Raw genomic sequence first — 20,493 nt, forward strand, 5'->3', positions numbered from 1 at the left:
AATGGTAGAGCGCCCGGCTGTTAACCGGGTGGTTGCAGGTTCGAGCCCTGCCCGGGGAGCCATTCCCCTCAGCCCCTGTTAGGTTAACCCTATCAGGGGCTTTTTTGTTGCTAAATAACTCTTGCCTCCAGGTTATCTACTCTGCTTCTGCGGGAACATTGAACCCTTGAGCAGGTTTTGGTCTGCCACCCAGCCAGGTATATATTGACTCCCCCGGGTTATAATGTGTCTAATGGAGTGATTAGATAATGCCAAAAGCACCAGAAAATCTAGTTCTCCTGGGGCGCTTGCTTTTCCAGGCCTTTCCGGCGGTGAACAGGGAATTAATGCGCTGGCGACACCTGGCAGCCAGTAGCCCGGAACCGGAACTAAGTCAACAGGCCCTGGCGAGCCTTACCTTTAAGAAGTTCCACTGCCAGGGGGGGAGTGTCTATGCCACCTGGCCACCCCGGTACCGGCAGCAAATCCTCCAGGCCATTGTAGCCCTGCAAACCATTAGTGACTACCTGGATAACCTCTGTGACCGGGCCGGTGTCCTGGATGAAAAGGCATTTCGCCAGCTGCACCTGGCCTTTACCGATGCCCTGCGTCCCGGGAGGGCAGAGCATGACTATTATGCCAGCTACCCCTACCGCCAGGATGGCGGTTATCTCAAGGCCCTGGTCCGCGCCTGCCGGCAGGCCCTGATGGTACTGCCAGGATATAAAATAGTACAGGAGGAAATCTTGTACCTGGCCGATTTATACTGCCACCTCCAGGCGACCAAGCATATAGACATAACCAGGCGACAGGAGAGGTTACAGTCCTGGCTGGAACCTTTATTGGGACAAATACCCGCACCTATTTACTGGTGGGAACTGGCCGCAGCCACAGGCTCAACCCTGGGCATCTTTGCCCTTATAGCCGTAGCCGCCAGGGAAGAACTAACGGCGCCCGAGGTAACCAGGCTAAAAAACGCTTATTTTCCCTGGATCGGGGGTTTACATATCCTGCTTGATTACTTTATTGACCAGCAGGAGGACCGGGAAGGGGGCGATCTAAACTTTTGCGCCTTCTACTGCGATGAAGAGGAGGCCGCCCGGCGATTACAGTTTTTCCTGGAACAATCCCTGGAAAAGGCACAGAATCTTCCTGACCCTGCCTTCCACCTGATGGTTGTCCGGGGCTTGCCGGCCCTGTACCTTTCCGATGCCAAAGTAGCCGGGCAGAAACAGGCTTCTACCAGGGAGGCGGTCCTCCGGGCCGCCGGTAGCTTCTCCCAGAACCTGTACCTTCTTTGTAAAACCCTGCGGTGGGTTGGCGTAATTTAGCGGCCAGGACAACTTAAATTAATTCCTCGAGAGGGTCCAGGGTACGGGAAGCCAGTAAAGCCAGATCTTCCTGTACCGGGTTTACCGGCAGTTTATCCAGGGCCTCCAGGGCCAGGGCAATTTGCTCTCCTGCTGCGGCAGCCGTATATTCATCGCAGTTCAAGTGTCGGGCGGCAGCAATTAGTTCCTCTGTTTCCGTGGCCGTCAGGCCGCGGCTTATTTTTTCCTGCCACCGGGCAGCCTCCGGAGAAAGCTCTAAAAAGCGTAAAACAGGCAGAGTAAGGATGCCGCGTGCCAGGTCCTGGCGGTTGGGTTTGTCCATCTTGGCGGCGGAGCCGAAAAGATCAAGGTAATCGTCAACAATCTGGTAGGCCAGGCCCAGGTGCCAGCCGAACCGGGCTAAATAATCCTGCTGGGGACGCTTTAAACGGCAGAGGATACCACCGCAACGGCAGGCGGCACTGAAGAGGGTGGCCGTTTTTTGGCCGATATAGGTGAAATAGGCCTTTGTATCGGGGCCAGTAACTGTTAATTGCTGGATTTCCCCGCTACACATGGAACGGATGGCTTCGGTAACTGTGGTGAGAACGGCTTTTTTGCTTCTGGCCAGGAGACCAAAGGCGGTGGCAAAGAGGTAATCACCGGTGAGGACGGCCGGCACGGTACCATAGAGGTAATGGAGGGCGGGCAGGTTGCGGCGGACGGTCGCCCCGTCCAGGACGTCATCGTGGATCAGGGAGGCCAGGTGAATAAGTTCTATGGCGACCGCCACTTGTCGGACTTCCAGGGTATCATGCATGCCGAAACGGGCACATAATAAAACTAAGGTAGGCCGCAGGCCCTTACCGCCGGTGAGGGCATGGTTCAAGAGTTGCTGCAACAGGGGATTCGGAGTGGCAACAGCTTGCGTTAAGACTGCTTTTATCTCCGCCTGGGTCAAGGTAATCTTCTCCTTTATATAAAAGGTACCAGCAAATGGAACTAATGTAACTCTAGTATGGCTAGAAGGGGACGATTCTATAGCCTTCTTTAAAAACAGGCGATTTAGCCAGCAATAGTCTAAAAAAAGGAGCATGATAGCTTTTTAGGTGTCAGAAAGTCAGGAATTGGATAAAACAGGTACAGCTTGATATTGCTAAAAGGTAATTTTTGCAGTATAAAATAGTCAAGGAAAGTCAAAAGGAAAAAGAAAGTCAAAATCAAAAGGGAGACCCAGGGGGTGGGCCAATGGATGGAAGGTAAAACCCTGGCCGATCGTATAGAAAACTACATCAAGTGGCTGTTAAAAAGCAGTGCCGATGGGATAGTAGAGTTGCAGCGCCAGGAACTGGCCGAGCGCTTTACCTGCGTACCTTCGCAGATCAGCTATGTCCTCAGCACCCGCTTTACCATTGAAAGGGGCTACCTGGTGGAAAGCCGCCGGGGGGGTGGTGGCTATATCCGTATTGCCAGGGTACCCTTAAATGCCGAGGAGCGGCTAAAAGATTGGGTGCATGAAGCCCTTGGTGAGTATATCTCCCAGGAGACAGCCGTGGAGTTGCTGGAGCGCCTGGGGGAGGAGGGGTTGTTAACCCGGCGGGAGCAATTGCTCCTCGCGGCAGCCATAAACCGCCAGGCTTTACCCCTGGAACTACCCAGGCGCGACCAGGTGCGGGCCTGCATTATGAAGGCTATAATTTTAACCTTAATGCGCGATGATTTCCCCAGTGCAGGATAAAAGGGGGCTAGAAAATGCTTTGTGAACGATGCCAGGAGAGGCCGGCAAGTGTCCACGTCACCAGAATTATCAACGGCGATAAGACGGAGCTTTATCTCTGCCAGGAGTGTGCCCGGGAAATGCAGCCCCAGCTCAACTTTTCCATTCCCAAATTTTTAGCCGGGTTGCTGGATTATGACCCGGGCCTGGAGGTCAAAGCCCCGCCGGCAGTGGAACGCTGCCGGGAGTGCGGCCTGAGCTACGAGCAGTTCCACCAGACGGGGCGGCTGGGATGCCCCGACTGTTACCATTACCTGGCCTCGCGCCTGGATCCCCTGATCCGGCGCATCCAGGGCAGCAGCCAGCACCGCGGCAAAGTACCTCGCCGGGCCGGCGGCAATTTACGGGTGCGCCGGGAGATTGAAAGATTGAGGGCGCAACTGCAGCAGCTGGTCGAGCAGGAAGAATTTGAAAAGGCTGCCCAGGTCCGGGATCGCATTCGCGACCTGGAGAATCGCCTGGGAGAACAGGGGGGCGGGCAATGAGCCTGAATTTAGAGCGTAACAGCAAGTGGATGGAAGGTTCCGGTCCCCAGGCCGACATCGTCATTTCCAGCCGGATCCGGCTGGCCCGTAACCTGAAGGGGATGCCCTTTCCCAATTTGATGAACGAGGCCCAGGAAGTGAAGGTTATCCGTCAGGTGGGCCAGGCCATCCGGGCGCCAGGGGTTTTCCAGGCCGTTGGTGAATTAAAGCTCCAGACCTTACGAGAATTGTCGCCGGTGGAGCGGCAAATACTAGTGGAGAAACACCTCATCAGCCCGGACCTGGCGGAAGGTAAGGGGGAAAAAGCAGTAGTTTTACGGGATGATGAGGCCGTCAGCATCATGGTCAATGAAGAAGATCACCTGCGCCTGCAGTGCCTTTTACCGGCCCTGATGCTTCATGAAGCCTGGCGCCTGGCCGACGCTGCCGACGATGCCCTGGAAAACGAACTGGACTTTGCCTTTGACCAGGAAAGGGGTTACCTTACCGCCTGTCCTACTAATGTCGGTACGGGTTTAAGGGCTTCCACCATGCTGCACCTGCCGGCCCTGGTGTTGACCAAACAGGCCGGGCAGGTATTGACGGCCCTGACCAAAGTGGGTGTGGCAGTGAGGGGCCTCTACGGCGAGGGAACAGAAGCCCACGGCAACATCTTTCAGATTTCCAACCAGATTACCCTGGGACGTTCGGAAGAAGAGATTATTAATAACCTCTCGGCAGTCACTGTACGGCTGGCTGACCAGGAAAGGGAAGCCAGGGAATTGCTGCGCAGGCAGAACCGCTGGCAGCTGGAAGACCGCGTGGGCCGAGCTTATGGCATCCTGACCAACGCGCGCGTCTTGAGCTCCCAGGAAGCTTTGCAGCTCCTTTCCGATGTCCGCCTGGGAGTGGAGATGAAAATTTTACGTGGCCTCGATCAGCGGCTGATTAACCAGCTTATGGTTCGCATTCAGCCGGCCTACCTGCAATTTACCGCCGGGAAAGAGATGACGCCCTTTGAGCGCGATGTGCGCCGGGCGGCCTTGGTAAGGGAATTTTTGGCAAGTTAATTAGTTAACGGGATTTATTCCTGGAATGTCGATATTGATAAGCTGGTTTGGATAAAAAAGCAAATTAATTCACGGAGGTGGAATAACATGTCACCGCGTTTTACCGAAAGGGCTAACCGGGTCTTGCGCCTGGCCCAGGAAGAAGCCAGGGCCCTGCATCACCCGGCCATTGGGACCGAACATATCCTGCTGGGCATCTTGCGGGAAGGCGATAGCGTTGCCGCCCGCGCTCTGACCAACCTGGGAGTTAACGTCAAAGCTGTACGTGAGGAAGTGCGTAAAATTATCCGGCCGGGGGAAGCCCCTGCCGGTGGGGATATTGGCCTGACACCGCGGGCGAAAAGGGTCCTAGAGCTGGCTAATGAAGAAGCCCGGCGCCAGGGCGTAAACTATGTGGGGACAGAACATATTCTCTTAGGTCTACTGGAAGAAGGCGAAGGCCTGGCGGCCCAAGTCTTGAGCGGGCTGGGGCTCAGCCCCGATAAAATCCGCCAGCAGGTCATTGCCCTGCTGGGCGGTGCCGGGGAGCAGCCCCAGGCCGGCGGTTGGACCGTCCTCCTGGGTAACCTGCCCTTTGGCATGGCCGGGTTCCCCGGAGGAGGGGCCTTCCAGCCCATGGGAGCCCCAGGCGCGGTCAAGATGCAGCCGCAGCGACCAGGGCAGACGCCCACCCTGGACCAGTTCAGCCGAGACCTCACTCGCCTGGCCCGGGAGGACAAGCTGGATCCGGTTATCGGCCGGGAGAAGGAAATTGAACGGGTCATCCAGATTCTAAGCCGCCGGACTAAAAACAATCCCGTTTTAATTGGCGACCCCGGCGTGGGCAAGACGGCCATCGTTGAAGGCCTGGCCCAGAAGATTGTCCAGAACCAGGTACCGGAAGTCCTGCGGGATAAGCGGGTAGTGGCCCTGGATATGTCCGGCATGGTGGCCGGCACCAAGTACCGGGGCGAGTTTGAAGAACGCTTCAAGCGGGTTATGGATGAAGTCCGGGCTGCCGGCAACGTTATCCTATTTATCGACGAGCTGCATACCCTCATTGGCGCCGGGGCGGCCGAGGGGGCCATCGATGCCGCCAATATCTTAAAGCCTGCCCTGGCCCGGGGCGAACTGCAGACCATTGGTGCCACCACCATTGACGAGTACCGCAAGCACATCGAGCGGGACGCCGCCCTGGAGCGCCGTTTCCAGGCCGTTATGGTCGGCGAGCCTACAGTGGAGGAGACCATAGCCATCCTGAAGGGCCTGCGGGACCGCTATGAGGCCCATCACCGGGTGAAGATTTCCGATGCGGCCCTGGAGGCGGCGGCCAGGCTTTCCGACCGCTATATCACTGACCGGTATCTGCCCGACAAGGCTATCGACCTGGTTGACGAGGCTGCTTCCCGGGTGCGCCTCAAAGTCTACACTGCTCCCGACGATGTCAAGAAGCTGGAAGCGCGCCTGGAAGAACTGGAGAAGGAAAAGGCGGCGGCTGTCCACGCCCAGGAGTTTGAAAAGGCGGCTGCCTTGAGGGATGAGGAAAAGAAGATTAAAGAAGAATTAGAAGCCAGGAAGGGCGAGTGGCAGAAGGAAAAGGGCCTGGAGAAGTCCGTGGTGACGCCGGAGGATATCGCCCAGATTGTTTCCAGCTGGACGGGCATCCCCGTTACCCAGCTCGCCCAGGAGGAGAGCGAGCGGCTCCTCCACCTGGAAGATGTCCTGCACCAGCGGGTCATCGGCCAGGATGAGGCTGTCCACGCCGTGGCCCGGGCCGTGCGCCGCGCCCGGGCGGGTCTCAAAGACCCCAAGCGTCCTATAGGCTCCTTCATCTTCCTGGGGCCCACCGGTGTCGGCAAGACGGAGCTGGCCCGGGCCCTGGCCGAGGCCCTCTTCGGTGATGAGGACGCCATGATCCGCTTTGATATGTCCGAGTACATGGAGAAGCACACCGTCTCCCGGCTGGTGGGCGCCCCGCCCGGCTATGTCGGCTACGAGGAAAGCGGCCAGCTGACGGAGGCTGTCCGGCGCCGGCCCTACAGCGTGGTTCTTTTTGACGAGATTGAAAAGGCCCACCCGGACATCTTTAACGTGCTGCTGCAGGTCCTGGACGACGGGAGGCTCACGGACGCCAAGGGCCGCACCGTGGACTTCCGCAACACGGTGATTATCATGACCTCCAATATCGGCGCTAGCACCATCAAGCGGGAGAGCCTGGGCTTTAAAGCTTCCACCAGTGAAGTGGCGGCCGAGTCTTACGAGAAAATGAAGAAGCATATTATGGAAGAGTTGCGGCGGACCTTCCGGCCCGAGTTCCTGAACCGCATCGACGAGCTGATCGTTTTCCATGCCCTCTCCAGGGAAGATATCAGGAAGATAGTCGACTTGATGCTGGCCGAACTGAACCGCCGCCTGGAGGAGAATAAGCTCTCTGTGGAAGTAACTGATGAAGCCAGAGAGATCCTCATTAAAGAAGGCTTCGACGAGGCCTTTGGCGCTCGGCCTTTGAGGCGGGCCATCCAGACCCTCATCGAAGACCAGCTCTCCGATGAGATGCTGGCCGGGAAAATTGCCCCTGGCGACAAAGTCCGGGCCGTCGCCCGAGACGGCAAGATTGTGCTGGAGAAGGCGGCTTGAAGAATACTATAGATGGATTCCAGGCACCCGTTGAGGGTGCTTTTTTGTTAAACAGGAGTATTGGGTGATATTTTCCTCCTTGTTACCCGGGTAAATACCAGCGTACTCCCCATTACCATATTATTTTGACTGCATAGCGGGCAATTTGGGGATCGGTGGTAAGAATAGGCAGGTTTTCTATCTGGGCCTGGGCAACGAGAAGCCGGTCAAAAGGATCGCGATGATGGTTGGGAAGGGTATAAACATGCAGGGCATGACTAATTTCCACAGCCAGGGGAGTAATGGCATTGATAGCCATCTGGTCGGTGATAAAGGATGTAATATTAGCCGGCATTTCTAACTTGCCCAGGCGGGCTTTAATTGCCATTTCCCAACAGCTGGCGGCGCTTAGATATAATATATTTTCGCCGTCGCTTATTATTTTGCGAACTCGCGATGATAACCGGGGATCCTCGGTAATCCACCATAAAAAAGTATGGGTGTCTAAGAGAGCTTTCATTCTTCAAACTCCTTAAGAATAGCTTCGGGCAGGGGGGCATTAAAATCCGGGGCTATAGTGATTTTGCCCTTGGCGCTGCCGGGGTGTCGTTCAGGCTTGTCGCTTGTTATCGGGACCAGGCGCGCCACTGGCTTGCCGGCTTTGGCAATAATTACTTCCCGGCCTTCTTTCACCTGGGCTAACAGCTTGGAAAAGTGGGTCTTGGCTTCATGAATATTTACTTGTAAAGACATTTCAAATCACCTCTGCTATAGCTAATATAACTAAGTCAACGGACTAAGTCAAGCTCCTTGCAGCCGCCAACGTAATCGCGGGTGTATTCCCCTGGATTAAAAAATAAGCCCGGGGGAACTGCTGGCGAGAGCTTAAAAGAACCTGACCCCGGACGAATTCCGCCACATCACGACCTGGCTGAAGAATGTTATCAACCCCAAAATACCTGCCGGCATGCAGGTTAAAGTAGACCGCATCCTGGATGCATGTAACCCCTGGGAGGTGGAACGGATGATAAGCAACCTGGAAATAACCCCTGGAAGAGATGTGGCAGGAGGCCATGTGAAAAGGCTTAAAAGAAGGCGAACAGAAAGGCAGACTGGAAGGAAGGCTGGAAAGAAGACTGGAAGGCGAACCCTGGAAGAAATAAGCGCACTGAAAAAGCAGCTAAATAAGAAAGCCCTGCCGCTGTCTAGATTACCGGGCCGCGGCGGGGCTAAATTGTCTGTTTATTCTTTTTAAATATTAAATAGCCAGGGTGCCCAGCAGGCAGAAGGGTTTTCCCGCCCTGTGACCCGCGGTTTCCAGGGCAGCCTGGTCGCCAGCAGCGAGGATACAGGTGGCGGGGCCGGCCGATTTGTGCAGGTCCAGCTCTGGTAGGTTTTGCCGCCAGTTGATTTGCAGCCCGTATAAAGCGGCCAGGTCCTGGGCCTCGGCCAGGATTCCCCGGGAGCCGACGGGAACGATTTCCCGGACTTCCGGCTGAGCGAGCAGCAGGCGCACAGTTTTTAGATCTACGATTTCCTGATCCTCAAGGAATACCTCGGCCCCGACCTTGGGTCGCCCGAAGAGGGCCAGGGCGTCGCAGGCAGCCAGGCGTCCCATTAAGAGGCTTGTTTTTACTGCCAGGCCGATGACGGTGACCCCTATCCCGGACTGGGATGTAGGGACGTTTTTTTCGCTGCTGCCCGTGAGGGCTTTCTCCGGGTCTATGCCCAGCTCGCGGATCTCGTCGGCCACACCCTCCCGGATGGCCGCGCCTGCAGGTTCTGGCTCTACGCAGAGGGTATTGACGATACAGACCGGCCAGGCGCCTATCGCCAGGACTTCCATCAGGGCTACCCTGGCGGTAAAGCGCCCCAGGATGTACCCTGGCACCCGCACCACGTCGGCTTCCTTGGGGCCGATGGCCCCGGCGGAATCGCAGGCGATCACTAGGGACCTTTGCTCATCCAGGTCCAGGATGGTCAAATCCCGGTAGCGGCGGGGGGATAGGGTGGCCGAGGTCATTTACCTTCCCCTTTCCTCCGGCCGGCGGCATAGCTGGCAGGAAATACCCGACGCAGGCTGGTGAAGGCCATGGCGGCCAGGACGATGTTCAGGGTGGAAGCGATCAGCAGGGGGACGACCATGGCTAAGAAGAATGCTTTGCCGAACCCCGGCAGGGGGATAAACAGCGCCGGGAGTAACAGGCCGTTGAGCGCTATTCCCACTGCTATTCCCAACCAGGGGAAAAAGCGGTATAAGAAAGTAAAGAGGACGACGACAGCGGCCATGCCGCCGGCGATAACCAGGTGGAGGGGCAGGGTGAGGGGGAACCCGGCAGTAAAGGCGGTGAGCAGGTGCCCGAGGGATGCTATCAGGGCCCCGTCGGCGGGACCCAGGATGAGGGCGCCGAGAAAGCCGGGGAAGGAATCGAAGGCCGGCGTGCCGGTGATGCTGGGTATTTTTAAATTGGCGCCTGCAGTTGATAAAGCGATGAGCATGGCCAGGATGGCTAGGCGCCTGGCCGTCCAGCGGCTTGCCTTTCCGGTCAAGGGAGATACTACCGGTTTTGACATGTTTGCTTCGCCTTCCTTTCATCTGGAGGTTTAGTCAGTGGTAATCCAGGGGGCCGGGCCACCCTCAACAAAAAATCCCCAGCCGTTTTCAGGCTGGGGACTTTACCATCATCCCCGGTCGCTTCTCCCCTTTCCTGGCGAAGGTGAGAGGTCCAATGGACAGGCAGGTCTCCTGGCTCGCGCTTCCTTGTTTGCGATGCCTTCCCGGGAGCTATCCCAGTGGCGTTATATATCGCAAACTCCGCGCTCACAGTGGCGGGACCGCGCCGGATCGCCGCCCCTAAAAGCGGTTACCGGACTTCCCTATTCTCCCCCTCCCGGGGGCACCTGTCCATTTTTCCATGTAAGGTTGTCAATATTAATATAATCCACCCTCTGACTTTTGGCAAGGCCCTATTTGGGGGTTGATCCTCTCCAGACAGGCGCGATTCCAGGGCCTCCTCCTATAACCTGTCGCTGCCGGGGCATAATAGAAATATCAGCAGCGAGGGGGATGAATATGGTAGACGATGCATCTCTACGGGAAAAAGTGCGGCAAATCCTGCGCGAGGACAAGGACCTGCGCGGTTATGGCCTTAACGCCGACGTGGTGGCGGGCGAGGTCCAGCTCCAGGGGATCGTCGATACCCTGAAGGAGAAGGAGCGGGCCGAAAGGCTGGTGCGGCAGGTTCCGGGGGTGAAAGGGGTGGCCAATGCCGTGGCTATCAGCACTGACGGGGCCGTCCGGGACGAGGACGTGACCATGGAGGTCAACGAGGAGCTGGATCAGGACCCGCGGGTGGACCTGCGCCATGTTGGCGCCGAAAGCGTTGACGGCCATGGTACAGTAGTCTTAAAGGGCCGGATGGACGATCCCGCCGAACTGGAAGCGGCCCGGGAGGCGGCAGCTAAAGCCCGGGGTGTGACCCGGGTGGTGAGCCAGGTTAAGGTAGGGGAAGAGGAAATGAGCCTGGAGGATATTTTTCACCGCCAGGTGAACAACGATAGGGAAGGATGATCTTCAGTGAGATAATCTATAGCCGCCGGGTTTTCGCCGGCGGCTATAGATTTGGTGCAGAAATATGAAATCTACGTTAAACAGGGGTGGTGTTGCCTATCCAGATTACCTCGAAACTAAGTTTTGATGCCGAATTGTGGATTTCCGGATCACCAGTAATAACCGGTGCCTGTAGCTCTTGAGCCAGGGAAACGACGAAGGAATCAGCATAGGATAATCCCCCGCAGGCTTTTACCCATGCCGCCCCTTTAATCCTCGTCCAGGGACAGTCAATGAGAGTTATACCTTCATCCGCAAAAATGGTTTCGACGAATTCACCGGCAGCCTTTTCACCTTTTTTCCTCAGGAGCATATAGTAGGCCTCGCCCAGATTGATAAGACTTAAGAAGCTCATATTATTATCGTCGCTTATGATATCCGCTACTATCTGGGCGCCGGGCTCTTCTTCCAGCAAGGCCAGGTGAGCGCATGTGTCAAGAACAATTTTTGCTGTCTGCATGTAACTGTTCACCGCTTTTCCCGAGAGCGCTCAGCAGTTCTTTCTTTTATTAAAGCTGTAGTAAGCTTATCTGTAGGACTACTGTTTTTATATTTACCGCGCAGATCGAGAAGGGGATGCTTGGGAAGCGGTAAATAATATACCTCCGCCCGGGGACCCTGGGGGCCGTAGTAAAAGAAGGCCAGGGCCGGTTCGTCGTGTTCCGGTTTCTCCGGGTGGCAGGGGAAGAGTTCGATAAAACCGTGGCGGCGTAAACTTGCCGGGGCTTCTTTTTTGAGCCCCGGCATATATTTTTCAATGGACCGGGGATCGGTTATCCGCGCCATGTAATTTGAACGTTCCTCCTCTGTCATGGGCGAGGGCGGCACCCAGCCAGGCCAGTGGCGGCTGCGGTCGCGGCAGAGGAAGTCGAACTTGAGGAGCTGGTAGAAGCGCTCCAGCTGGAACAGGGTCAAGGGGCGAAAGCGCCCGGGCCATACCGTACTGGAAGTAAACGGCTGCTCCGGGGCCGGTTTCCTGGCCTGTTCTTCCAGAAAGGCTTCTCCTGGCCCAGCGGGCCGGGCTATACTGGCGGAGCCGGCCAAGGCGGCGGCAAAGGTGGCCAGGTGGTTAAAGAGGTCACGTTGGTTGTGGCCCTTGCGGAAAAAGCCCTGTTCCTCCCACCAGGCGGCCAGGATTTCATAGCAGGCGAAGTAGCTGCTGGCGAAGGCCGTTTTCACCAGGTAGGCAAAGGCGTGATCGGCCAGATGGCTGTTGCCGTAATATTTGAGGACGGTTTCAATGTCGTGGAGCCGGAGCATTTCGCTGTAAGTAATGGCGTTGCTGGCCAGGACTTCGTAAGGCGGACGGTCAACGTAGCGGTAGCCGAATTCACCGGCCCGGGCGCGCAGGCTCGTGCCTTTCAGGAGTTTCAGGAAGCCAAGCTGGATCTCGTCGGGTTTCAGGGCCGCAACGGCGTCGAAACTTTTGCCCACACCGGCATAGCCCTCGCCGGGCAGGCCGGTGATGAGGTCCAGGTGCAGGCGGATGTTCCCCATTTCCCGCAGGCGGAGGACATTGGCCGCCAGGCTCTCCCAGTCCTGATTGCGGTGGCAGAGGCTGTTGACTTGCGGGTCGATGGTCTGGACGCCGATTTCGAACTGGAACAGCCCCGGCGGTACCTGATCCAGGAAGGCCAGTATTTCTTCGTCCAGGCGGTCGCCGGCGATTTCAAAATAGAAGCGGGCTTTGGGCCGAAGGGAGGCTATATACTCCCAGATGGCCAGGGCTCTTTTTTTATGGGCATTAAAGGTGCGATCGACGAACTTGATCTCCCGCACCCCTGCCGCCAGCAGGCGGGCCAGTTCTTCCCGGACGCGTTCCAGGGAGAAGTAGCGCAGGCCCGCAGTGGTAGATGAGAGGCAGAAACCGCAGGCGAAGGGGCAGCCGCGGGAGGTTTCGTAATATACCGTTCGCTGCCGGAGATCATTACCCCCGGCGTCCAGGTCTTCCTGGTAGGGAAAGGGGATGCAGTCCAGGTTGCGGGGGGGCGGCACCGGCGGGTTGACGATAACTTCCCCGTCCCGCCGCCAGGCCAGGCCTGGGACGGCGGCCGGGTCGAAGTGACCGCCGGCAAGCCGTTGCGCCGGGGTGCAGGAGTACCCGCCGGACGGCTGTCCTGCCGGGATTCCGCCGGCCAGCTGCTCCATGAGGATCCGGAAGGGGATCTCGCCTTCGCCCGTGATAACCAAATCTACGGCCGGGTGTTGCGCCAGGAAGGCTTCCGTGTCAAAGGAAACCTCCGGCCCCCCGCAGAGGATAGGGAGATCCGGCCGGACGGTTTTGAGAACCTGGATCACGGCCAGGGTGGGGTCGATATTCCAGATATAGCAGGAGAAGGCTGCTAAATCCGGCCGGTGACGGTAGATACGGGCAGCGATGTTTTCCGGGCGGTCGTTGATGGTGAACTCTTCCAGGATAAACTCCAGGGGCAGTTCGCGGCAGCAGGCCTGCAAATAGCGCAGGGCCAGGTTGACGTGGATATATTTGGCATTAAGGGTGGCAAGCAGGACCCGCAAAGGTATACCCCCGTAAATCTTCACCTTTTCGCTAGGATGGTTAATATGAACAGCGTTGCTGGATCTTCCGTATTTCTGCCTTTCCAGTCAGGTACCCGGCAAGTCGGCTTAAATTCCGGTGTCTTCGGGCTCCACCGTCAGGATTTCCAGATTCCCCAGGCACTCGTCCATAAGCTCCTCCACGGCCAGTTTTTTCTCCGCCGCTTCCACCCGGGCCAGGGGTGGCTTGGTGGCCGGGTGCCTGGGAACAAAAAGGGTGCAGCAGTCCTCATAGGGGCGGATGGAGATATCATATGTACCGATGCGGCGGGCCACCTCGATGATCTCGCTCTTGTCCCAGGCCACCAGGGGCCTTAAGACCGGCAGGTCGACCACCTTGTTGATGACGGCCATACTCTGGAGGGTCTGGCTGGCCACCTGGCCCAGGCTTTCTCCCGTAAGGATGGCCAGGGCATCCTCTTTGGCAGCCACTGCCCTGGCGATGCGGAACATCATGCGCCGCATGATGGTGACGTAAAACTCCTCCGGGCAGTGCTGGCGGATGGCCTTCTGGATCGCGGTAAAGGGGGCGACCACCAGGCGGAAAGGCCCACTGTAGCCCGCCAGGACCCGGCAGAGGTCGATGACCTTTTCTTTGGAGCGCTCGCTGGTAAAGGGGAAGCTATAGAAGTGCAGGGCCGTTAGCTCCAGGCCGCGCTTCAGACCCATATACCCGGCCACCGGGCTGTCAATGCCGCCGGATATCAGGAGCAGCCCCCGGCCGGTCACCCCGACGGGCAACCCGCCCGGGCCGGGGATTATGCGGGAGTAGATATAAGCCCCTTCGTCGCGGATTTCCACATGGATAACCCGGTCGGGAGTGTGAACGTCTACCTTCTGGTCCTGGTTATGGGTCAGGAGATAGGCCCCCAGCTGCTGGTTGACCTCCGGCGAGGTGAGGGGAAAGCGTTTATTGGGCCGCTGGGTCTGGACTTTAAAGGTGGTGCCGGGGGAATCCTTTAAAACGGCCAGGGCGGCTTTTTTGATGGCTTCCAGCTCCAGGGGAGCAGTGACTACCGGGCTCATGGAGATAATGCCAAAGACGCGCTGCAGGCGCTGGCTTACGGCTTGCAGGTCGTCATGCAGGTCAACGAAAACGCGGCCAAAGGTCTTGCGCATCATACGGGGCGGCAGGTCGCCCAGGGCCCGGCGCATGTTGGCCAGGAGTTTGTCCTCAAAATAAGGGCGGTTATTACCTTTCAGGCTGATCTCGCCATAACGCACCAGTAAGGATGTATACATGAAAATTCCTCCGCACATGGCTATCTTGCTATCCACAAATAGCCTTTTTTCCTACAAAGCCCACAGTTCCGTTACACATTCCTTTATAGCTTCGACAGTAGGGGTTACTTCAACAGGAGTATTAAGGGCCCCCAGGCTGATGCGGATAGCTCCTTCCAGGCGCCAGCGGTCCAGGTGCAGGGCTTTGAGGACGTGGCTGGCCTCTTGTTTGCGGGAGTGGCAGGCCGAGCCGGTGGAAACGTAGATGCCCCTTTGCTCCAGCATGTGGACCAGGACTTCCGCCCGGACGCCGGGGAAGGAGACATTCAAAATATGGGGGGCGCCTTCCTCCGGAGGGGGGCCGTTAATTTGCGTGCCGGGAATTGCCTCCAGGAGCCTCATGGCCAGCTCTATTTTCATTTCCCGCATCCTGGCCACCCGTTCCTCCATGGCAGCGGCAGCAAGCCCGGCTGCCAGGCCAAAGGCGGCAATGCCCGCCGTATTTTCCGTCCCCGCCCGCCGGCCGGCTTCCTGGTCGCCTCCCACGAGCAAAGGCTCCAGGCGCAATCCTTCTTTTATATAGAGAGCACCGGTACCTTTGGGCCCGTGGATTTTATGGGCGCTGAGGGACATGAGATCAATACCTAGCTCCTGGCAGTTCAAGGGAATTTTGCCGTAACCCTGGATGTGGTCGACGTGGAGGGCGGCGCGGCTTTTGCTCTGGACCAGGCGAGCAACTTCCTCAACAGGCTGCAGCGCCCCCGTCTCATTATTAACGCTCATTACGCTTACCAGGATAGTATCGTCCCTCAAGGCGGCCTCAAGGTCGGCCGGGCGGATGATGCCCCGGGGGTCCACCGGCAGGTAGGTAACCTCGTATCCTTCAGCCTCCAGCCGCCGGCAGGCGGCAAGCAAAGAGGGGTGCTCGACGGCCGTGGTGATAATGTGGTTACCCTGGCGGCGGCGGGCCCGGCTCAAACCCCATACGGCCCAGTTATTGGCTTCGGTTCCACCGGAGGTAAAGTAGATTTCCGAGGGCCGGGCGCCTATCAGGCCGGCTACCTGGCGGCGGGCGTGAGAGAGGGCCTTTTCGGCGGCAATACCCAGGCCGTGGAGGGAAGAGGGGTTACCGTAATTTTCCACCAGCATTTTATGCATGACAGCGGCTATGTCGGGCAGGACGGCGGTGGTAGCACTGTTATCCAGGTAAATAGCTGGCTGCAAGGCTGCAAAGCCTCCCCGAAAATAGAAGTGAGAGATCTATTTTTATTATACAGCAATTAAACCTATCTTAAAGGCCCAGGCACCACTCCGAGCCTAACAGCATATTGTAAATTGGCAACGCAAAACCTGCCCATACCATAAGGAAGAAAATGGGGGCAATGGCGATTATGCAAAGAGTGGAAAGGGCCCTGTCAAGGTACCAGGAGGACCTTTTAAGTTTGCCCAACGTGGTGGGTGTAGGGAAGGGATTTAAGAGCGTCCGCGGCGAGATAACCAAGAAGCCAGCAGTAGTAGTCTTAGTTAAGGAGAAACTACCGGTTGCCAGGTTGCACCGGGAGGCCAGGATACCCCGGGTACTGGATGAAGCGGACACCGATGTCCTGGAGGTTGGGGAACTGCGGCTCCTGGGCCGTACCGATTACCAGCGGCCGGCCCGGCCGGGGATGAGTATCGGCCACTATAAAATTACCGCCGGTACCTTCGGGGCGGTGGTGAAAGACCGGCGGACGGGGGAACCCCTCATCCTCTCCAATAACCACATCCTGGCCAATATCAGCAATGGCAGCGACGGCAGGGCGAGCATCGGCGACCCCATACTCCAGCCCGGTCCCTATGATGGCGGCACCAGGGACCAGGTAATAGGCTACCTGGAACGCTTTATTCCCATTAACCCTGTGGTCCAGGAGGTTACCTGCAGCCGGGCGTTGCGCTTCCAGGAAATCCTCAACCGCCTGGTACACCTGGTCCGGCCCAATTACCAGGTAAGGATGCAAAAGCTGACGGCGGCCACAAATCTTGTTGATTGCGCCGTTGCCCGGCCGGTAAGTAAAGATGCCATCCGGACGGAGATCCTGGACCTGGGGCCGGTGAAGGGTGTCCGGGAGCCCGAGCTGGGCATGGCCATAGTAAAGAGCGGGCGTTCCAGTGGCATCACCCGCTCCACCATTAAAGTCCTCCAGGCCACCGTTAAGGTGGTCCTGGAAGAAGGGCTGACCGGCATGTTTAGCGACCAGTTCGTCACCGGTCCCATTGCCCAGCCGGGGGACAGCGGCTCCCTTATCCTGGACAACGAAAATTACGCCGTCGGCCTCCTCTTTGCCGGTTCAGATCAGACTTCTGTCGGCAATCGCATTCAAAATGTCCTGGAGCAACTGGAAGTTGAATTCTAGCTATATGGTTCACTACTTTCCCCGGCTTAAGCCTCCATGGCTCCTGGGCCGGGGTTAAATTTATGCTACATGGTCAACTGGCCGCCAGGCACGTCAACTATTTGCAGCACCTTTTCTTCTTCACCCGTGATGGCGTTGATATAAATGAGGTAACGGGTATCGTCGAGTTTGGTTGTAACTTCATAGGTGAGCTTTTCTATCCCCCCAGGCAGGGGAATCAGGGCCAGCCGGACGCCTTCCACCTTGAGCCCGGGGTTAATTTTGGCCCGGGCCTCGGCCGGGGTTAGCTTTGGTGTGGGCAACTGGCGCCTGTGGTGGGACATATAGTAAGGTGTCGCGTCCCAGCCGGTAATTTCGCCGTTGTCCAGGGCTACCTTGACCTTTACCTGGTCGGGATAAAGGATGACATCGCCTTCTTTGGCGGCGAAGGTAATCACCTGGTTATTATCGGTGCGTACGGTATAAGTGGGCTGCATATTGGCAAAGCCGTGGGCCTTTAAGAAAGCCGTGGCCCGTTCCAGGGCTTTAGCGGCGTCGAGGGTAGGAGCGCCCACCGGCCGGTTGTTGAGGAGGGAAATGACTTCCCCGCCCTGTTTGCTAATATCAACGTGCACCATGACATTGGGACGCCTGTTGTCCAGTAAATTAAGGGCAAAGGTGGGCAGGAGGCCGTTGCTGGTCCGGGTGGCCTGGACGCGGTAATTGCTGTTACTGGCGTCGTTGGCAAAGGCTGTGGCCCGGCGTTCGGCTTCGGCCTGGGAGACGTCACCACCTTTAAGGCCCAGGGGACGCGGTTTTTCCAGGTGGTCGGAGAAGGGACCGTCGTAATTAAGGCTGGGCAGGGTTTGCAGGCGCCGGTCAGTGTTAACAAAACCGTCCAGGGGTCCGGGCTGGGCCTGGACGGGAACGGCCAGATTGGCAATGGTCCTTAAAGGCGCCGGCATGCGCGTGCTGTAGAAACTGCTCCAGCGCAGACCCTTGCTGGCCACCTGGGCTTCCGTCTGGCGGAGGTCCCCGGCCAACCGCTTCATTTCATCCCTTAACCTGGCTAATTGATCTCTTTCCTGGGAACTCAGTTCCCCACCCCGGGCCAGTTTTTGCGCCAGGTAGTTGCTGTAGTCGCTGGTCTGGGCCAGGAATTTACTGGTATTGATTGGTTTAATACCCGGGGTAGGCAGCTGGCTTAAGGACAGCTGGGCGGCAGCCGCCTGGTTCCAGGCTTCCGTCAGGTGGACGGCCTGCTGGCGGGAGGAACTGCTGGCCAGGGATTTACCTATGCTGACCTGGGCCTGCTCCACGTAATTCAAGAGGTTATAAAAGTCGCGCTGGCCACCGGCCTCCACGGCATTGGCCAGGGTTAAACGGTTGGCCCTCTCCCACAGGCCCCAGCCAATGGCCAGGAGCAGGGCCAGGGTAAGGACAATGGTGGAAATCCTGCGTGTCAAATTAAACACCATCCTTTTCCGGGTTTAACGGGCGAAGACGTGGCTGCCGATCTGGGTAATAATGGCCCTGGTCCAGATCCAGGGGCTGACGGGTTTGGCCGGGTTCCAGAAGAAAAGGGCGCCGTAGGTGGGGTCCCAGCCGTTTAAGGCATCGGCGGCAGCCATGGTGGGAGTAGCCAGGTCGGTGACCTGCCAGATAAGGCCATTGTGGACGCTTTCAAAGGCCCAGGGCTCGTAAATTACGCCGCTGATGCTGGTGGGGAAGAGGGGGCTGCGCACCCGGTTCAAGACGACGGCCCCTACGGCCACCTGGCCCTCGTAGGGTTCCGCACCTGCTTCGGCAGCGATCAACCGCGCCAGGAGGTTAATTTCATCACCGACGGCTACCGGTACCCCGGCCTGGGTGGGAAGGGTCCGGGGAGCCTGTCCCTGGTAATAAAACTGCCACAGGGCAGCGCCGATTAAGATAACAGCTAGAATAGCAGGTATGATTAAACGGCGGCGGTAAGGATGCATAGATTTTCCTCCTTGTTTTCTTATTCAAACCTTAGTGTGGATAGGTAGCCGGGACCTTATACGTAAAAAAGAGCGCTATTAAGCGCTCTTTTTAGCTGCTGCGGAAACGGCTACTGCGGCTATGCTGGGGCGGGGGATTCTCCTCTGTAGGAGTTGTTTCCTGGGCTTCTATTTCTTTAGCGGCTTTACTTTCCTTGGCACTTATAAGCAAATTCATGAGGCTGGTGAGTAAAGCCGGGTTTTTGCCCAGCAGGCCGGCCAGATCGGCCGGCGTTTTGATATTCCCACCGCCTCCCTGGCCCAGGACGGCATTTAAGGCTTCCTGGATGGCGTTGCTGGCCCCGGCCTTTGCCGGTGTAGTGACGTTACCGTGCAGGAGATTTAAAATACCCAGCAGATCGACCAGACCTAACAGTCCGGCCAGCTCATTAAAGTTTAAGGCCTGTTGTTGCTGGGGGCCCAATAGTTGGAGCAGGACTTCAACCAGATTGGTTTTTTCCACCGCGGCCACCTCCGTATACATGGGATGTGAGAGATGAGAAGTGGGAGGTGGGATTTGTTGAAGAAACTGCCTGCATCAGTTTCTTATTCCAGTTCCTAGCTCTCCACACTTCTGCCTTTTTACTGGTGCCGGTGTGATCGAACTTCGCGGACGGCTCCTCTTAAAATATATGCTGGCGTAAGGGAAATCTGTGCTGCACCAACCTTCTTTTGGTTGCATATTTTTAACTATAGAGGATTGATTTTCTCTTTTTTAAACTGAAATGGGAGGGAGCGAGATGGGTCATATTGTCGATCCCAATCTCCTGGCCGTTATCCAGAGCCTGAAACCCTATATGAGCAACCGGGCTCTCCAGTGTACCGAAGTAGCCGAAACGCTGCTCGAGATTTTAGCCAGTGAACAGGCCCGGCGGGTCCAGGAAAAATTACAGAGTTTACGCCAGGAATACAAAATGGCAGTGCAGGCAGCGAAGGCTAAAAAACCGGGTGACAAATGAGATGATAACCAGAGAGGGCGGGATCCTTTCTCTCTTTTTTTAATTCTAATTTTATTGCTACTGTCCACAGGCAGCTTCCCCGGGCCCGGTACCTCTCCAGGATGCTTGGTTAAGAATAACTCAGGTGGACGCGGGCCGGCCCGGAGCCCCCAGGATTTCCTGAAGAAGTGGCAGCAGGTGTCCCGGGGCCAGGCCCGGCAGCCAGCGGCCTTACGCCGGTGGGAGGTCGCAGGGGAGAGTGGACGACGGTCAGGCTATTTAAGATTACCTCTTCTTCCCAGGCCAGGCGGCCGTTTTCGTAGCGGCGGCGGCGGATTTCGGCCCTGGGGATAAAGGCGGAGACTTCATGGGGCAGGTCGTAAGTCAGGCGGCGGATTACCCGGATAACGGCATTATCTACGTGGAGCTCAACCTCATCGGTATTCAGCGGGCATTCTGGCAGCAAGGGAGATACCTCCTTTGCTGCCAGTATATGTAACAGGGGAGGAAAAGGCGCGGGTTAAACGGGTCGCCGGGTGAGTGGTCAGAAGGTAACTTAGGAAAATAGGGGCCTTTTACC

At 57.2% G+C, this 20,493-nt stretch carries 22 protein-coding genes and 1 riboswitch; of the genes, 9 read left to right on the forward strand and 13 right to left on the reverse strand.

The genetic code is table 11. The features are described 5' to 3' along the window. Positions 1-248: 248 nt before the first annotated feature. Positions 249-1,310 (forward strand): tetraprenyl-beta-curcumene synthase family protein, encoded by a 1,062-nt coding sequence (locus tag MOST_RS06115; protein WP_054935618.1) that lies wholly within the window; start codon positions 249-251, stop codon positions 1,308-1,310. Positions 1,311-1,323: 13 nt separating this feature from the next. Here MOST_RS06115 and MOST_RS06120 read toward each other — a convergent pair whose 3' ends face one another. Beyond that, the gene (locus MOST_RS06120; protein ID WP_054935617.1) at positions 1,324-2,250 is read right to left on the reverse strand and encodes a polyprenyl synthetase family protein; all 927 of its coding nucleotides are present in this window, start codon (positions 2,248-2,250) and stop codon (positions 1,324-1,326) included. 291 nt (positions 2,251-2,541) lie between these two features. On the opposite strand from MOST_RS06120, the gene MOST_RS06125 reads away from it, so the two are divergent. The 4 genes from MOST_RS06125 to MOST_RS06140 all read left to right on the forward strand — a co-directional run bounded on the left by MOST_RS06125 (position 2,542) and on the right by MOST_RS06140 (position 7,216). Then, a complete protein-coding gene (locus MOST_RS06125; protein WP_054935616.1) occupies positions 2,542-3,027 on the forward strand; it encodes a CtsR family transcriptional regulator in 486 nt (161 codons plus the stop codon). 14 nt (positions 3,028-3,041) lie between these two features. After that, a complete protein-coding gene (locus MOST_RS06130) occupies positions 3,042-3,551 on the forward strand; it encodes a UvrB/UvrC motif-containing protein (protein WP_054935615.1) in 510 nt (169 codons plus the stop codon). Beyond that, entirely contained in the window at positions 3,548-4,600 is a 1,053-nt protein-coding gene (locus MOST_RS06135; RefSeq protein ID WP_054935614.1) for a protein arginine kinase, read from the forward strand. The genes MOST_RS06130 and MOST_RS06135 overlap by 4 nt, the downstream gene beginning before the upstream one ends. An 87-nt stretch (positions 4,601-4,687) precedes the next feature. Further along, entirely contained in the window at positions 4,688-7,216 is a 2,529-nt protein-coding gene (locus tag MOST_RS06140) for an ATP-dependent Clp protease ATP-binding subunit (protein WP_054935613.1), read from the forward strand. Between the two features lie 112 nt (positions 7,217-7,328). Here MOST_RS06140 and MOST_RS06145 read toward each other — a convergent pair whose 3' ends face one another. Beyond that, positions 7,329-7,715 carry a type II toxin-antitoxin system VapC family toxin gene (locus MOST_RS06145; protein WP_054935612.1) on the reverse strand — a complete coding sequence of 129 codons (387 nt, stop codon included), beginning with the start codon at positions 7,713-7,715 and terminating at the stop codon, positions 7,329-7,331. Further along, complete coding sequence (locus tag MOST_RS06150) at positions 7,712-7,948, reverse strand: type II toxin-antitoxin system Phd/YefM family antitoxin (RefSeq protein WP_054935611.1); 237 nt, start codon at positions 7,946-7,948, stop codon at positions 7,712-7,714. Before MOST_RS06150 ends, MOST_RS06145 begins: the two co-directional genes overlap by 4 nt. 271 nt (positions 7,949-8,219) lie before the next feature. Between MOST_RS06150 and MOST_RS06155 the strand changes: the two genes are divergently transcribed. Then, positions 8,220-8,450 (forward strand): hypothetical protein, encoded by a 231-nt coding sequence (locus MOST_RS06155; protein WP_054935610.1) that lies wholly within the window; start codon positions 8,220-8,222, stop codon positions 8,448-8,450. Between the two features lie 3 nt (positions 8,451-8,453). Here MOST_RS06155 and MOST_RS06160 read toward each other — a convergent pair whose 3' ends face one another. Both MOST_RS06160 and MOST_RS06165 read right to left on the reverse strand, forming a co-directional pair. Then, positions 8,454-9,218 (reverse strand): AIR synthase related protein, encoded by a 765-nt coding sequence (locus MOST_RS06160; RefSeq protein WP_054935609.1) that lies wholly within the window; start codon positions 9,216-9,218, stop codon positions 8,454-8,456. After that, positions 9,215-9,769 (reverse strand): ECF transporter S component, encoded by a 555-nt coding sequence (locus MOST_RS06165; RefSeq protein ID WP_054935608.1) that lies wholly within the window; start codon positions 9,767-9,769, stop codon positions 9,215-9,217. Before MOST_RS06165 ends, MOST_RS06160 begins: the two co-directional genes overlap by 4 nt. A 145-nt stretch (positions 9,770-9,914) precedes the next feature. Next, a riboswitch (cobalamin riboswitch) is annotated at positions 9,915-10,115 on the reverse strand. A gap of 147 nt (positions 10,116-10,262) precedes the next feature. Here MOST_RS06165 and MOST_RS06170 point away from each other — a divergent pair. After that, on the forward strand, positions 10,263-10,766 hold the full coding sequence (locus MOST_RS06170; RefSeq protein ID WP_054935607.1) for a BON domain-containing protein: 504 nt from the start codon (positions 10,263-10,265) through the stop codon (positions 10,764-10,766). A gap of 76 nt (positions 10,767-10,842) precedes the next feature. Here the strand turns inward: MOST_RS06170 and MOST_RS06175 are convergent, their stop codons facing one another. The 4 genes from MOST_RS06175 to MOST_RS06190 form a co-directional block, all read right to left on the reverse strand. Beyond that, the gene (locus MOST_RS06175; protein ID WP_054935606.1) at positions 10,843-11,265 is read right to left on the reverse strand and encodes a type II toxin-antitoxin system VapC family toxin; all 423 of its coding nucleotides are present in this window, start codon (positions 11,263-11,265) and stop codon (positions 10,843-10,845) included. Between the two features lie 8 nt (positions 11,266-11,273). Further along, entirely contained in the window at positions 11,274-13,322 is a 2,049-nt protein-coding gene (locus tag MOST_RS06180) for a B12-binding domain-containing radical SAM protein (RefSeq protein WP_054935605.1), read from the reverse strand. 108 nt (positions 13,323-13,430) lie between these two features. After that, positions 13,431-14,603 (reverse strand): tRNA uracil 4-sulfurtransferase ThiI, encoded by a 1,173-nt coding sequence (gene thiI, locus MOST_RS06185; protein ID WP_054935604.1) that lies wholly within the window; start codon positions 14,601-14,603, stop codon positions 13,431-13,433. 51 nt (positions 14,604-14,654) lie between these two features. Further along, positions 14,655-15,806, reverse strand: coding sequence for a cysteine desulfurase family protein (locus tag MOST_RS06190; RefSeq protein ID WP_054935603.1), 1,152 nt, complete (start codon positions 15,804-15,806; stop codon positions 14,655-14,657). A gap of 167 nt (positions 15,807-15,973) precedes the next feature. Between MOST_RS06190 and MOST_RS06195 the strand changes: the two genes are divergently transcribed. Then, positions 15,974-16,975, forward strand: coding sequence for a chymotrypsin family serine protease (locus tag MOST_RS06195; protein WP_054935620.1), 1,002 nt, complete (start codon positions 15,974-15,976; stop codon positions 16,973-16,975). Between the two features lie 65 nt (positions 16,976-17,040). Here the strand turns inward: MOST_RS06195 and ypeB are convergent, their stop codons facing one another. From ypeB to MOST_RS06210, 3 genes are all read right to left on the reverse strand, one after another. Further along, complete coding sequence (gene ypeB / locus MOST_RS06200) at positions 17,041-18,420, reverse strand: germination protein YpeB (RefSeq protein WP_054935602.1); 1,380 nt, start codon at positions 18,418-18,420, stop codon at positions 17,041-17,043. Positions 18,421-18,444: 24 nt separating this feature from the next. Beyond that, a complete protein-coding gene (locus MOST_RS06205; protein ID WP_054935601.1) occupies positions 18,445-18,936 on the reverse strand; it encodes a cell wall hydrolase in 492 nt (163 codons plus the stop codon). A 91-nt stretch (positions 18,937-19,027) separates the two neighbouring features. Next, positions 19,028-19,438, reverse strand: a complete 411-nt coding sequence (locus MOST_RS06210; protein ID WP_054935600.1) for a hypothetical protein — start codon at positions 19,436-19,438, stop codon at positions 19,028-19,030. A 277-nt stretch (positions 19,439-19,715) separates the two neighbouring features. Between MOST_RS06210 and MOST_RS06215 the strand changes: the two genes are divergently transcribed. Then, entirely contained in the window at positions 19,716-19,934 is a 219-nt protein-coding gene (locus MOST_RS06215; RefSeq protein WP_054935599.1) for a hypothetical protein, read from the forward strand. 109 nt (positions 19,935-20,043) lie between these two features. Here the strand turns inward: MOST_RS06215 and MOST_RS06220 are convergent, their stop codons facing one another. Beyond that, positions 20,044-20,379 carry a hypothetical protein gene (locus MOST_RS06220; RefSeq protein ID WP_054935598.1) on the reverse strand — a complete coding sequence of 112 codons (336 nt, stop codon included), beginning with the start codon at positions 20,377-20,379 and terminating at the stop codon, positions 20,044-20,046. Between the last annotated feature and the right edge of the window lie 114 nt (positions 20,380-20,493).

It is taken from the genome of Neomoorella stamsii (genome assembly GCF_002995805.1).
Lineage (GTDB): Bacteria > Bacillota > DSM-521 > Neomoorellales > Neomoorellaceae > Neomoorella > Neomoorella stamsii.

Coding starts and splice junctions, on each gene's coding strand:
- MOST_RS06115 (WP_054935618.1), top strand. CDS start 249: ATGCCAAAAGCACCAGAAAATCTAGTTCTCCTGGGGCGCTTGCTTTTC.
- MOST_RS06125 (WP_054935616.1), top strand. CDS start 2,542: ATGGAAGGTAAAACCCTGGCCGATCGTATAGAAAACTACATCAAGTGG.
- MOST_RS06130 (WP_054935615.1), top strand. CDS start 3,042: ATGCTTTGTGAACGATGCCAGGAGAGGCCGGCAAGTGTCCACGTCACC.
- MOST_RS06135 (WP_054935614.1), top strand. CDS start 3,548: ATGAGCCTGAATTTAGAGCGTAACAGCAAGTGGATGGAAGGTTCCGGT.
- MOST_RS06140 (WP_054935613.1), top strand. CDS start 4,688: ATGTCACCGCGTTTTACCGAAAGGGCTAACCGGGTCTTGCGCCTGGCC.
- MOST_RS06145 (WP_054935612.1), bottom strand. CDS start 7,715: ATGAAAGCTCTCTTAGACACCCATACTTTTTTATGGTGGATTACCGAG.
- MOST_RS06150 (WP_054935611.1), bottom strand. CDS start 7,948: ATGTCTTTACAAGTAAATATTCATGAAGCCAAGACCCACTTTTCCAAG.
- MOST_RS06155 (WP_054935610.1), top strand. CDS start 8,220: ATGATAAGCAACCTGGAAATAACCCCTGGAAGAGATGTGGCAGGAGGC.
- MOST_RS06160 (WP_054935609.1), bottom strand. CDS start 9,218: ATGACCTCGGCCACCCTATCCCCCCGCCGCTACCGGGATTTGACCATC.
- MOST_RS06165 (WP_054935608.1), bottom strand. CDS start 9,769: ATGTCAAAACCGGTAGTATCTCCCTTGACCGGAAAGGCAAGCCGCTGG.
- MOST_RS06170 (WP_054935607.1), top strand. CDS start 10,263: ATGAATATGGTAGACGATGCATCTCTACGGGAAAAAGTGCGGCAAATC.
- MOST_RS06175 (WP_054935606.1), bottom strand. CDS start 11,265: ATGCAGACAGCAAAAATTGTTCTTGACACATGCGCTCACCTGGCCTTG.
- thiI (WP_054935604.1), bottom strand. CDS start 14,603: ATGTATACATCCTTACTGGTGCGTTATGGCGAGATCAGCCTGAAAGGT.
- MOST_RS06195 (WP_054935620.1), top strand. CDS start 15,974: ATGCAAAGAGTGGAAAGGGCCCTGTCAAGGTACCAGGAGGACCTTTTA.
- MOST_RS06205 (WP_054935601.1), bottom strand. CDS start 18,936: ATGCATCCTTACCGCCGCCGTTTAATCATACCTGCTATTCTAGCTGTT.
- MOST_RS06215 (WP_054935599.1), top strand. CDS start 19,716: ATGGGTCATATTGTCGATCCCAATCTCCTGGCCGTTATCCAGAGCCTG.